This is a genomic window from Flavobacterium sp. SH_e, assembly GCF_025717045.1.
Lineage (GTDB): Bacteria > Bacteroidota > Bacteroidia > Flavobacteriales > Flavobacteriaceae > Flavobacterium.
In genome coordinates this window covers 504,359-517,442 of sequence record NZ_JAOVZN010000005.1, presented here as the reverse complement: position 1 = coordinate 517,442, position 13,084 = coordinate 504,359, and the positions used below count along the sequence as shown (strand labels likewise).

7 protein-coding genes are annotated in these 13,084 nt (G+C 34.0%); 6 read left to right on the top strand and 1 reads right to left on the bottom strand.

From position 1 onward, the window contains the following. Window positions 1–96: 96 nt before the first annotated feature. Both OD917_RS10135 and OD917_RS10130 read left to right on the top strand, forming a co-directional pair. On the top strand, window positions 97–483 hold the full coding sequence (locus OD917_RS10135; protein ID WP_263523418.1) for a DoxX family protein: 387 nt from the start codon (window positions 97–99) through the stop codon (window positions 481–483). A gap of 412 nt (window positions 484–895) precedes the next feature. Continuing rightward, a complete protein-coding gene (locus tag OD917_RS10130) occupies window positions 896–1,501 on the top strand; it encodes a GNAT family N-acetyltransferase (protein ID WP_263523417.1) in 606 nt (201 codons plus the stop codon). 65 nt (window positions 1,502–1,566) lie between these two features. On the opposite strand, the gene OD917_RS10125 is transcribed toward OD917_RS10130, so the two are convergent. After that, window positions 1,567–5,496 carry a hybrid sensor histidine kinase/response regulator transcription factor gene (locus tag OD917_RS10125; RefSeq protein WP_263523416.1) on the bottom strand — a complete coding sequence of 1,310 codons (3,930 nt, stop codon included), beginning with the start codon at window positions 5,494–5,496 and terminating at the stop codon, window positions 1,567–1,569. A 394-nt stretch (window positions 5,497–5,890) separates the two neighbouring features. On the opposite strand from OD917_RS10125, the gene OD917_RS10120 reads away from it, so the two are divergent. From OD917_RS10120 to OD917_RS10105, 4 genes are all read left to right on the top strand, one after another. Then, window positions 5,891–8,896, top strand: a complete 3,006-nt coding sequence (locus OD917_RS10120) for a SusC/RagA family TonB-linked outer membrane protein (protein WP_263523415.1) — start codon at window positions 5,891–5,893, stop codon at window positions 8,894–8,896. Window positions 8,897–8,914: 18 nt separating this feature from the next. Further along, window positions 8,915–10,438: a RagB/SusD family nutrient uptake outer membrane protein gene (locus tag OD917_RS10115; protein WP_263523414.1), complete on the top strand. Its 1,524-nt coding sequence runs from the start codon at window positions 8,915–8,917 to the stop codon at window positions 10,436–10,438. Between the two features lie 85 nt (window positions 10,439–10,523). After that, window positions 10,524–11,699, top strand: coding sequence for a cellulase family glycosylhydrolase (locus tag OD917_RS10110; protein ID WP_263523413.1), 1,176 nt, complete (start codon window positions 10,524–10,526; stop codon window positions 11,697–11,699). Window positions 11,700–11,800: 101 nt separating this feature from the next. Next, window positions 11,801–12,823 (top strand): glycoside hydrolase family 43 protein, encoded by a 1,023-nt coding sequence (locus OD917_RS10105; RefSeq protein ID WP_263523412.1) that lies wholly within the window; start codon window positions 11,801–11,803, stop codon window positions 12,821–12,823. Window positions 12,824–13,084 lie beyond the last annotated feature (261 nt).

Below are 13,084 nucleotides of genomic sequence, written 5' to 3'. Positions count from 1 at the left end.
AATTTTAAATAATATAGTTTTGGAATCATAAAATTTATGTATTTTAGTTGCTTACAAGCCCAATTTGTATTTAAATTTTAACCTAAAACATTATTTATGATTTCAAAAAACACAGACCTTGGATTATTGCTATTGCGTATCAGTACTGGTGGATTAATGCTTTTTCACGGTGTTTCTAAACTGATTCACGGAATTTCATTTCTTGTAGAAAATATGGGCGCATTTGGATATGCGGTTTACATTGGTGAAGTTTTAGCTCCGATTGCTATTTTATTAGGATTCAGAACTAGAATAGCCGCAGTTCTTTTGGCTTTTACTTGTATAGTAGCGATTGCAACAGCTCACGCTCAAGATATTTTCTCAATTAGTGAACACGGAGGTTATGCTTTAGAATTATTAATGCTTTACTTTTTTGGTGCTGTTGCTTTGTTTTTTACAGGCGCAGGAAAATATGCAGTTTCTAAAAACAATCAATGGGACTAATTCACAAGTCTATATAATTACAGAAAGCTCTAAATTTCGATTTAGAGCTTTTTTGTTTTTTATCCCTTTCATTTTGAATAAGATTTTATCATTTTGATAAGCTTTTATAAATTGACCAAAGCTGATTTTTTATTATTTAATTTATAATGAGTGGTTTATGTTGTTTTGAGTTGCTGTGGCATACCTTTTGTTTTTCCAGTTAGCGATTGAGGTTATTTTATCAACCCCATTTTCTTAACCTAAAAACATTTAAAAGCATGAAAACAAATAGAAGTAGAAGCAAGGAAATCACAAAAATATATACTTCAAATAAATCTAGACGAAATAAAGATCGATTCGTCAACTTAATGGTATTTACTGTAGTTCTTTTTATTACTGTTATGCTAATCGCTAAAATAGTTTAGTGCATATTATGAAAACCATTCAGTATAAAAGGGATACAGCTGTTTTTTCTTCCAGTGAAGAAAATATTGAACCTTATGATTTCATTATAGAAGAAGCAAAACTAGAACATATTCGTTATGTAAATCAGATTTGTGAAGAAACGCTATCTTCAGCCAAAGCTCGCGGAACTGGAATTTCTGGTCGGCCTCCCGAATTGCTTGCAAAAAAGATAATAGAAGGGGAAGCTATTATCGCTTTTACATCAAAAGGAAAATGGGCGGGTTTTGCTTTTATATCTTCATGGGAAAACGGAAAATATGTTTCTAATTCTGGATTAATTGTTGCGCCAGAGTTTAGAAATACGGGATTGGCAAAAAAAATTAAAAGAAAGATTTTTGAAATTAGCCATCAAAAATACCCAAAAGCGCTTATTTTCAGTCTAACCACAGGTCTTGCCGTTATGAAAATGAATCACGAACTTGGTTTTGAACCTGTTACTTATTCTGAATTGCCAAACGATGAACTTTTTTGGGAAAACTGTAAAAGCTGTGTCAATTGTTCAATTTTATTAAGCAAAGAAAGAAAAAACTGTTTGTGTACTGCAATGTTGTATGACCCTGAGAAAATTAGTTAATTTGTCAATTAGATAATTAGACAGTGAGAATAATTGACTAATTATCTAATTGACACATTTTCTAATTATCTATTAGTATTGATGTAATCTGTTGGCGACATATTAAAATGCTTTTGGAAATTTCGCCCGAAACTAGTTTGTGATTTGTAACCGACCATTTCTGCGATTTCGTACATTTTATAATTTTCATTCAATAATAATTCCGCTGCTCTTTTGAGACGGACAATATTGATTAATTCGTTCGGACTCAGATTCGTAATATCTTTAATTTTTCTGTATAAGGTCGAACGGCTCATGTTCATGATTTCTGCAAGCGATTCTACACTTAAATCCTGATCGGTGATGTTTTTAAGGATTTCATCGTCCAGTTTTTTCAGGAATTTTTCGTCTGTTTTGTTGTGCGCAATACTTTTAATGTGCGAAAGTGGAGAACTCGCATAATAATTCATGATTTGTCTTCGGTTTTCGATCAAATTATTGGCTTGAACTTTTAAGTAATCCATTGAAAAAGGCTTTGCAACATAAGCATCTGCACCAACTTCAAGTCCGTCGATTTGTGATTTTAATGAGTTTTTCGCCGTCAATAAAATTACAGGAATATGACTCGTTTCTAGATTGGTTTTGATCTTTTTGCACATTGTAATTCCGTCCATAATAGGCATTGTGACATCAGAAATTACGAGTTGAATGTTTTCATTGTGAATGATTTTTAATGCTTCTTCACCATTTTCTGCTTTTAAAATAGCATAAGTTCCCGCCAATTCCGTTGTAATGAAACTCAAAAGATCGTCATTGTCTTCCACAACTAAAATCTGTGCTTTTTCGTTTTTAATTTCAATTGGTTCTTTTGGCGTTTCGTTTTCCGTCTGCTCTTTTTCAGAATCAGCATAAAGCATAAATTCTTCTTCTTGATGCAATGGAACGACCAATTCGAAAATATTGCAATTCGGGTCAGCAACTAAATCTAAACTTCCGTTATGCAATTGCGCCAACGAATGCGCAAGTGAAAGCCCAATTCCAGTTCCTGAAGCCGTACTGCTGTCGTCAACTCTAAAAAATGGCTCAAAAATCTTGTCTTTTAAATGAATTGGAATCACATTGCCGTCATTTTTTACAATCAAAGTCAATTTCTTTTCATCTCTAAATAAAGAAATAGAAGCTTTTTTGTTTGAATATTTAATCGCGTTATTGATCAAATTGCTGAGAATCTTTTTGAAAGCTTCTTTGTCCACAAAAGCATGAATGTCTTTTTCTCCCAATTCCAAATCAAATTCAAGTTCGCGTTCTTCAATTAACTGACTGAATCTTAAATGGAAATTTCGAACCATCGAAGAAATATTCGCTTCGACGAAAGTCAATTTTAAACCGCCAATTTCCGATTTTCTAAAATCAAGCAATTCATTTACCAATTTCAATAAACGAGAAGTGTTTTTCTTCATAATCGAAAGATGCTGCGGCACTTCTTCCGATTCGTATTTCATTCCTAAAAGCTTTTCCAACGGACCTTTAATTAAAGTCAAAGGCGTTCTGATTTCGTGCGCTACATTCGTAAAGAAATCAATTTTTGCCTGATAGATTTCTTTTTCTTTTTCATCGTTTAGATGCTTTATTTTACGGTTATTCTTGATTTGAGTCAAATTTTGAGAATAACGAATGATATAATAAAAGCCAGCACAGATTAATAAGAAATACAATAAATAAGCATATATGCTCGCATAAAATGGCGGAAGAATTCGAATTTTGAGTTTTACTTCTTTGCTCCAAACGCCAAAACTATTCAAGGATTTTACTTTAAAAACATAATCGCCAGGCGCTAATTCGGTAAAGAAAACTTTGTTGTTTCTTCCCAAATAAACCCAATCATTGTTTACATTTTCCAATTGAAACCAATATTCAGTTAATTCTGGTGCGGTGTAATTTAAAGACGCAAATTCGAGATTGAAAGAAGATTGGCTGTTGTTTAATTCTAATTCGTCAAGAAAAGAAATAGATTGCGAAATAGGCGAGTCGGGACTATTTACTTCTATATCCTTATTATTGATCTGAAGATTGGTAATGTAAATAAAAGGCGTGTATTTGTTTTTACTGAAATGCTTCGGATTAAAACTGATCATCCCGTTTAAGTTTCCAAAATACATATCGCCGTTTGCATCTTTAAAAGCCGAATTGTAATTGAACTGATCGCTCAGCAATCCGTTTGCTGTGGTAAAAATTTTGATCGTTTTATGATCTGGACCAAATTTCACCAAACCTTTAGAAGTTGTTAGCCAAAGATTTTTAGAATCATCTTCTAAAATAGAATAGAAAACATTGCTTGGCATTCCGTTTTTGGTCGTGAATTTGGTGAAAGTGTGATTTTTTCTGTTTACCAGATTTAAACCATTTTCTGTTGCAATCCATAAGTTTTCAGCAGCATCTTCAAAAATGGCATTAATGGTATTATTGCTAATTCCTTTTGGATTTTTATAATCATACGTAAAAACCTCTTTTTTCTTTGTTTTCGGATTATAAAACAACAATCCATCGCGATAACTTCCTGCCCAGAGATTCCCGTCGCTGTCTTCTTTCATATTCGTATAATGATACGTTTCTGGAAAGAATTTCAGAATTTCAAAATTATCTGCTTGTTCGTTATAACGATAAAGCCCAGATGTAGTAACTACAATTAGATCTTCATTTTTCATTTCATAAAAAGAAAAAATAAAGTTGCTATGCAGTCCGCTTTTGCCATCATTTGCGCTGTAATGTTTAAGAATTTCACCCGAATTTCGGTCCAAAACATCCAAACCATGCTCAAAAGTTCCAACCCAGATTTTGTCTTTTCTTGGCATTAAAGCGTGAATATTATAATAAGAAACATTATAAGAAGTAAATTTTTGCGTTTTCGGATCAAAACGATTTACGCCCGCATCTTCAGTTCCAATCCATAAATCGCCGTGATCGTCTTTATGAATTTCTCTTACTGCGCTTCCGCTAATGGAGTTTTGATTGTTCTGTGGAAAATACTTTTTAAACTGTGTATATTGTTTTTGATGATAATTGACACCGCCAAAATAAGTTCCGATCCAAATTCCGTTTTCTTTATCAATAGTAATAGAGTAGGACGCATTGTCTGAAATCGCATATGGATCGTTGTAATTTTTTTTAAGATTTACAGCGGTTTTGTTTTTTAGATTGTAAACATAAACACCAGATTCGCTCGCAATCCAGAGTTCATCATTTCCTCTTTTTCTGAACTGGCGCACAAAAACAGGTTCTTTAATGCTAAATTTCAGTTCGCTTGTCGTTTTGTCTTTTCTATTATATAGGAGTACGCCGTTGTCTTGTGTTCCAATTACTATATTTTCCTGATCGACGGCATAAATAACCGTAATTCTAAAATTAGTTTTATTCGCTGGTGGATTAAGCGGAATATTTTCAAAAGAAAGGTTTTCTTCAGAATAATGATAGATTTTATTTAAAGAAGAAGCCCAGATTTCGCCCTTATAATCTTTCGTAATCGAAGTCGTAATGAAATATTTGTTCGGATTAAAAGTGGTTGTTTGCTGCTTTTTTGGTGCATACTTATACAAAATGTTGCCAGAAACAAACCAAATGTTGCCTTTTTGGTCGTGATTGATGTCATTTATACGATCATTTATGGCCTCATTCAAAATGGTAAAACGATCTTGTTTTTTGTCATAATGATACAAACCTTTATCGGTTCCAACCCAAATAGTGCCATTATGTTCATGAAGTGACTGAATATAATTGCTTCCTAAACTATGAATAGGATCTCCGCTGCTTCTATAGGTTTTAAAACGATAACCATCAAAACGGTTTAAGCCATCTTTGGTTCCAAACCACATAAAACCGTCATTATCTTGTATTGACGTCAAAACCGTATTGTTTGAAAGTCCTTCTTCAACCTGAAAATGTTTAAAATAATACTCTTGCGCATTCGAAAAATTTATCGAAAAAATGCTGAAACATAAAAAAAGAAAGAATTTACGCATAGTGGTGTTTTTTAAGCTAAAATCTAATTTTCTGCAAATCGTCTCAATATTCTACAAAATGTTGCAGCTGAATGAAAATGGGCTGTTTTTAATACAATTTGAATCATTTGAGATAGATATTGACACAAATGAAGCATTTTATTTTGAATAAAAAGTGCCTACTTTGAAAAATCAAATAAATGATATTGATAATTTTTTAAGTCTAAAAATACGCTATCAATAAAATTAAGTTTGAAAAACTAAACCATTAATAATTTTGAAACAAAATGAACAATTTATTATTACCAGATAATATTAATTCTTTTTTTGTTCGCATTCCGGACGATTAAACAATTCAATATTTCATTAAACCAAACCACAAAAAGAAATAAAACTATCTAAAATGCAAAAATCAATGAAAACAACGTTCACTCACTTTTTAACAAAGAGATATTACCTCTTGGTTTTCTTTAGTTTATTACTGCAGTCCACTTTTGCCCAACAGATTACTGTGACGGGAAAAGTTACAGCCGCAAATGGAGAATCGATTCCTTTTGCGAATGTTCTAATAAAAGGAACCCAAAATGGAGCCGTGACCGATTTTGACGGGAGTTATAAAATTGCTGTCGGCGGAAACCAAACATTAGTTTTTAGTTCGCAAGGCTATAAAACAACAGAAATTGCAGTCAATAACCGAACTTCTATAAGCGTTGCTTTGGAAGAAGATGCAATGAAGCTCGATGAAATAGTTGTAGTAGGTTACGGATCACAACAGAAAAAAGACCTTACGGGAGCAGTTGCTTTAGTAAAACCAGAAGAAATCCAGAAACGACAAATCACTACAGTTGCTGACGGATTACAAGGTTTAGTTACGGGAGTTAAAGTTCGCGGTGGAGGACGCCCAGGACAAGAAGCAAGTGTAGAAATCCGTGGATTAAAAAATCTTCAAAGTTCTAATCCATTATATGTAATTGATGGTTTAGTAACTTCTGCAAACAGAGATTTTAACCCTAATGATATTGAAAGCATTCAGGTTTTAAAAGATGCATCGGCAGCTGCAATCTATGGTTCTCGTGCTGCAAATGGGGTGATCATTATTACGACTAAAAAAGGTAAAAAAGGTCCGCTACAGGTTGAAGTTTCTGCAAAAACCAGTTTTACAACTATGCCACGTTATGATTTAATGGAAACTGATGAGTTTGCAAAATACAACAACATGGCTTATGATAATGCTGGATTGCCAAGGCAAAATCTTAACATGGCGGTAAATACAGACTGGCAAGATGCAACTTTCCAAACCGGAATGATGCAAGATTATAATGCTAGTTTTTCTGGAGGAAATGAAAACTCAACATTTTTTATGTCTGGAAATTATTTTGGAAATGAAGGAACTGTTATAGGAACTGATTTTGATAGAATTTCATTCCGTGTAAACTCTAGCGGAACAAAAGGAATTTTCAGTATTGGAGAAAATTTAGCAATCAGTAATTCAAAAACAGATGAAATGTCTGGAAATCCAATTATTGATGTGTACAGAATGACACCAACAATTCCGCTTTATGACCCAACTAATTGGGGAGGATATGGATACGGAAAGCAAGGTGTTGCAGATACTTTTGGTACGAACCCTTTAGCAATTGCTGATTTTGCAAATGTTATTAATCAAAATTTTAGAATCAGAGGAAATATCTGGTCAGAATTAAAATTTGCTCCTTGGCTGAAATACCGTTTCAATTTTGGTTATGAAACTAGTTTTGACTCTTATAAATTTTTGAGAAAGGTGGGAAGCTGGACATTAAATCAGCCGCAAGATCCAGCTTTGACAGATCAGAATAAAGCAAGATCAGAAACAATGCTGTTTGAAAACACATTGACCTTCAAAAAAGAATTTGGCAAACATGATGTAACTGTTTTAGTTGGACAGACTTACCAAAAAGATAAATATGATATTATTTATGGTCAAAAAAGAAACCTTCCAATAAATTCAGCAACAGGGCAATATTTTGAGGTTTTAGATTTAGGAACTGATCCTGTAGTGGGAGGAAGTATATCTGAAGCTGCTTTAGCATCATATTTAGGAAGATTAGAATACAACTACGATAATCGCTATTTATTTAATGCTGTTATCAGACGTGACGGATCATCAAGATTTAGTGATGAAAACAAATGGTCAAATTTCCCTTCTGTTTCTGCAGGATGGAGAATTAGCAATGAGTCTTTCTTTAAATCAGAATTTATTAAAGATTTAAAATTAAGAGGAAGTTATGGAGAACTAGGTTCAGGAAATATTGGAAATTACGAATACAAAAGCTTCATCAATACAAACGGACTGATCGTTTTAGGTAATGGACAAAACACATACAATTCAGCAACTCAGGTTAAATTAGCAAATCCTGAATTGCGTTGGGAAAAATTGAAACAAACCAACGTTGGATTAGATCTTGGTGTTTTAAATAATGATTTACGTTTTACGGCAGATTATTTTATTGCTCGTACAGAAGATGTATTATTTGGGTTTCCAATTTTATTAACTACAGGAAACGACGGAGGAAATCCAATTTCTAATGCAGCAACGGTTGAAAACAAAGGTTTTGAATTGGAATTGGCTTACAGCAAAAAAATCAATGAATTGTCTTTCAATGCTTCTGTAAATTTCACAAAAGTAAATAATAAACTGGTTTCATTAGGTAACGGACAAAACGAAAACTACTCTGGAAATACGGTTACAAGAGCTGGTATGCCAGTAGGAATGTGGTATGTTTTGGAAACTGATGGATTATTCCAAAACCAACAGGAAATTGACAATTATAAAAATGCTGACGGAAAAGTAATTATGCCAAATGCCGTTCCTGGTGATATTCGTTTTAAAGATAATAATGGAGACGGACAAATTACTAACGAAGACAAAGCAGTTGTTGGCAGTCCCTGGCCAGAATTTGAAATGGGATTAAATGCTGGAGCAGAATATAAAGGTTTTGATTTTTCTATGAACTGGATTGCTTCTCACGGAGCTACTGTTTATGACGGATTTAGAAGTGTTGTAGACCGTTTTGATGACAATAGTAACTACAGAAAAGGAATTCAGCCTTGGACTCCTGAAAACCCAAATACTGATTTTCCTAGAATTACAAAAGGTTCAACATTAAACTCAAGAGGAGATAGCGACAGATTCTTAGAAAACGGAGATTTTATCCGTCTTAAATACATTGGATTTGGATACAATATCCCACAAAGTGTTTTAGATAAATCTGGTATTACAAGAGCGAGATTGACATTGTCAGCGCAAAATGTTATTACAATTACAAAATATAAAGGTTTGGATCCTGAGTTTAGTAATGGAAATATTTTTGAAAGAGGTGTTGACAATGGAGCTTTCCCAAATTTACAGACGTATTCATTTGGTGTTGAGTTTAGCTTTTAATTTTAAAAAAATAGCATAATGAAAAAAATAGCAATAATAGCCGTAGTTTCTCTAGGTCTCTTTTTTACTGCATGTGAAAAAGAACTTGATTTCGACAGCCCTAATGAAATACAAGTAAGTCAATATTGGAAAACTGAGAGCGATGCACAAGCTGGTGTTAACTCTATTTATGCCATGTTTTATAAAGATGGTTTATGGGCAAGATGGATGTATTTTCGTTTAGATTTAACTTCAGATGAAGGTTATAGTGTTAGTCCTTGGACAGAATTAGCAGATTGGACAAGATTCAATTATATCAATTATAATTTCTGGGAAGGAAATGCGGTGACTTGGAGAGATACCTACAAAGCAGTTTTTAGATGTAATCAGGTTTTGGCAAATGTTCCAAATATTACTTTTCAAAATGAAGACGATAAAAAGAAAATTTTAGCACAAGCTAAATTTTTTAGAGCATTACACTATTACTATGCTGCAATTCTTTGGGAAGATATTCCATTGGTTTTAGAGCCATCGTTGCCATCAGATTTGCCACAACAAAGAAAACTAGCCGAAGTGTGGACTCAAATAGAAAAAGATTTGAATGAAGCTTATGAAGATTTGCCAATTGATTGGGCAGATGATCAAACAGGTAGACCTGATAAAGGTGCTGTAAAAGCTTTTCTAGCAAAAGTGTATATGCAACAGCACAAATGGACTGAAGCAAAAGGCGCTTTAGAATATTTAATTTCTGGTGCAGGTGCTAAATACAGTTTAGTTTCAAATTACCGTGACAACTTTACGGATATAAATGAAAATAACAGCGAATCTGTCTTTGAAATTCAATTTGGAGATCAGAGAAAAGGAGGTACTGGTGAAGATCAAAATGCTGCTGTTTCTAGCAACCGTTCTCAATTTTTTGCACCAAGAGGAATTGGATGGTCAGATGGTCAGGCTCGTATTTGGTTGGTAGATGCTTTTAAACAAGAAAATACCAAAGACGGAAAGCTGGACGAAAGATTAAGATGGACTTTATATTATCCTCAATTATTAGCTGATTTTGGAGATAAAACATACGGAAAAGATTGGGAATGGAATAATAATGAAGCTTGGTTTAGAAAAGGAAGCCGTGATTATTACAGAAATAATGAAGATTATTACAGCCAAGTAAACTACAGATTGGTTCGTTATGCTGATATTTTATTGCGCTACGCGGAAGTTCTTAACGAATTGGGAAGTACTGCTGAGGCATATCAATATGTTGATTTAGTAAGAGCTCGTGCAAACATGAATACATTGGCAACAGCGCATCCAGAAATTGGTAACGATCATGATAAATTCTTAGAGCGTCTAAAAATGGAAAGGGTTTTAGAATTAGCTGGCGAGAGTGTTCGTTGGGAAGATTTAAAACGTTGGGGAGATTTAGATACTCAGGCTTCTGTTGATAAGATTGCAGTTCGTGATCCTGATTTCAAAAACTTCACAGTTGGAAAAAATCACAGATTGCCAATTCCACAATCAGATGTGGATAATAATCCGAACCTAGAGCAGAACTCTGGGTATTAAAACTAAATTTTTTGAGGGAATCAGAAATACAAATTCTGATTCCCTTATCATAAAGAACTATTGTTCAAAATAAATAACATTTAGAATGAAGAAAGTAAAATTGTGTCTGACATTTATGTTAGCAGGACTAGTATTGCTTAGCTGCAACAACAAAAAAAGTAATCCTGAAGAAAAGAAAAGAGAAACCACTTCAGTAGAAAAAAGAGAAATCTGGACAAAAGATCAGGCCAATAAATGGTACGCAGCGCAACCTTGGTTAGTTGGAGCAAATTATTCTCCTAGCACAGCTATAAATCAGTTAGAGATGTGGCAGGAAGATACTTTTGACCCAAAAAGAATTGATCAGGAATTGGGCTGGGCAGAAAATTTAGGCATGAATGTAATGCGAGTGTATCTGCACGATTTATTGCATCAGCAAGACGCAGAAGGACTTTATAAAAGAATGGATCAGTTTCTTGAAATTGCAGATAAACATCACATCAAAACACTTTTTGTTTTATTCGATTCTTGTTGGGATCCGTTTCCAGCTTTAGGAAAACAGCGCGCGCCAAAACCGCATACGCACAATTCAGGATGGGTGCAGGCTCCAGGGCAAAAAGCATTACAGGATAAAGTGCAATATCCTCGTTTAGAGAAATATGTAAAAGAAACAGTTGGGAAGTTCAAAGATGACAGCCGTATTTTGGGTTGGGATGTTTGGAACGAACCAGATAATATGACTGGACCGTCTTATGAAAAAGTAGAAATTAAAAACAAAGCCGATTTGGTTCTGCCTCTTTTAAAAGACATTTTTGTTTGGGCAAGATCAAGCAATCCATCTCAGCCGTTAACTTCTGGAGTTTGGGTTGGAGATTGGAGCGACGAAGCTAAAATGAAACCAATGCATAAAATGCAGATCGAGCAATCTGATATTGTTTCTTTCCATAATTACAATACACCGCAAGATTTTGAAAAAGTAATCAAACAATTACAGCGTTACGGAAAACCATTATTGTGTACAGAATATATGGCAAGACCAAACGGAAGCACTTTTGAAGGATTCCTGCCAATTGCAAGAAAATATAATGTTGGTATGATCAACTGGGGATTTGTTGACGGAAAAACACAAACGAAATACGCTTGGGACAGTTGGACTAAAACGTATACAGCAGAACCAAAAGTATGGTTTCATGAAGTATTGCACACAGACGGAACGCCATATATCAAAGCTGAAACCGATTTGATTAAGAAAATGACTGCTGAGGTGAATAAAAAAAAATAGATAATGTGTCAATTTGATAATTAGAAAATTAGTCAATTAACACATTTCAAGAATTTTATAATTATCAAATTGACTAATTGGCACATTTAAAAATAGAGCTTATGAAAACATTAAAAGACTTATTTTTTCTGGCAACAATTCTAGTTGGCTTTTCAGCGAAAGCACAACAGCCAGATCCGCCGGGACAAGTGAGGGGAAATGAAAAACCGAAAAACGAAGCCTATCTTTTTGCTCACATGACGCATAACGATTATGGCAGATTATATTATTCTGTAAGTTTGGATGGACTTCATTGGGAAAACCTAAACAACGGAAAACGCGTTTTTGAAGATTACAAAGGGCATCCAGATATCTGCAAAGGACCAGACGGAAAATATTATATCGCAGGAAATACTGGAGATGATGCAAAAGCTATCAATATCTGGGTTTCGGATGATTTGATTACTTGGAAAAAACATTCTGATTATACACCCGATTTAAAAAGCACGCCCGATTATTCAAACGCTTTGCAGCGAATTGGAGCTCCAAAACTATATTATGATAAAGACTCTCAAAAATTTATCATGACTTGGCATACGCCTCATTTAGAAGGAACAAAAGAAGATGGTGAACGCTATTGGGCAAGTCAGCGAACTTTATATGTTTTGTCTAAAGATTTAAAAACTTTCGAAGGAACTCCAAAACGTTTATTCGATTGGGATATGGGAACAATTGATGTTTTTATTCGTAAAGTCGGCGATTCCTATTACGCCGTGATTAAAGACGAAACTTACCCGACTTTGTATTGGACAACTGGAAAAACCATCCGAATTGCCAAATCAAAATCCCTTTTAGGACCTTATTCTTTGCCCCAGCAATCTATCAGTCCAAACTTTAGAGAAGCGCCAATGCTGATTCCTTCTCCAGATGACAAAATATGGTACATGTATTACGAACAATATCCAGGTGTTTCCTACGGATTATCGATTGCAGATAACCTAAACGGACCTTGGTTTCAAGCCTCAGGCTACACTTTTTTCTCAGATTGGGACAAATACAGTCTCCCAGAAAAAGTACGCCACGGCTGCATGATTACAATCTCTAAAAAAGAATACGACAGTTTGGTGAAGAAATTCGGGAAATAATGGTGAATTATTTCCAAACTTCATTTTTGAATTTCTGTATAATTTACAATTTACCATTAACAATTCACAATTAAAAAACTTGGTTAGTTAAGTTAGTTTAGTTCAGTAATTATCGGGCTTATGTGGAGATGAGCCCGGTAATTCATTTTTAAATTAGAAGAGTAAATTTTCACCATATAAGTTATATAAGTTCATATTAAGTTTGGTTGTGGTTTGAAAGTCAGAATCTTATGTTTTTCTTGACAATGCTTAATAACAGTT

Bases quoted from the DNA above. Each gene is read 5' to 3' on its own strand.
- OD917_RS10120 (WP_263523415.1), top strand. From the start codon at position 5,891: ATGAAAACAACGTTCACTCACTTTTTAACAAAGAGATATTACCTCTTG.
- OD917_RS10110 (WP_263523413.1), top strand. From the start codon at position 10,524: ATGAAGAAAGTAAAATTGTGTCTGACATTTATGTTAGCAGGACTAGTA.
- OD917_RS10130 (WP_263523417.1), top strand. From the start codon at position 896: ATGAAAACCATTCAGTATAAAAGGGATACAGCTGTTTTTTCTTCCAGT.
- OD917_RS10135 (WP_263523418.1), top strand. From the start codon at position 97: ATGATTTCAAAAAACACAGACCTTGGATTATTGCTATTGCGTATCAGT.
- OD917_RS10125 (WP_263523416.1), bottom strand. From the start codon at position 5,496: ATGCGTAAATTCTTTCTTTTTTTATGTTTCAGCATTTTTTCGATAAAT.
- OD917_RS10105 (WP_263523412.1), top strand. From the start codon at position 11,801: ATGAAAACATTAAAAGACTTATTTTTTCTGGCAACAATTCTAGTTGGC.
- OD917_RS10115 (WP_263523414.1), top strand. From the start codon at position 8,915: ATGAAAAAAATAGCAATAATAGCCGTAGTTTCTCTAGGTCTCTTTTTT.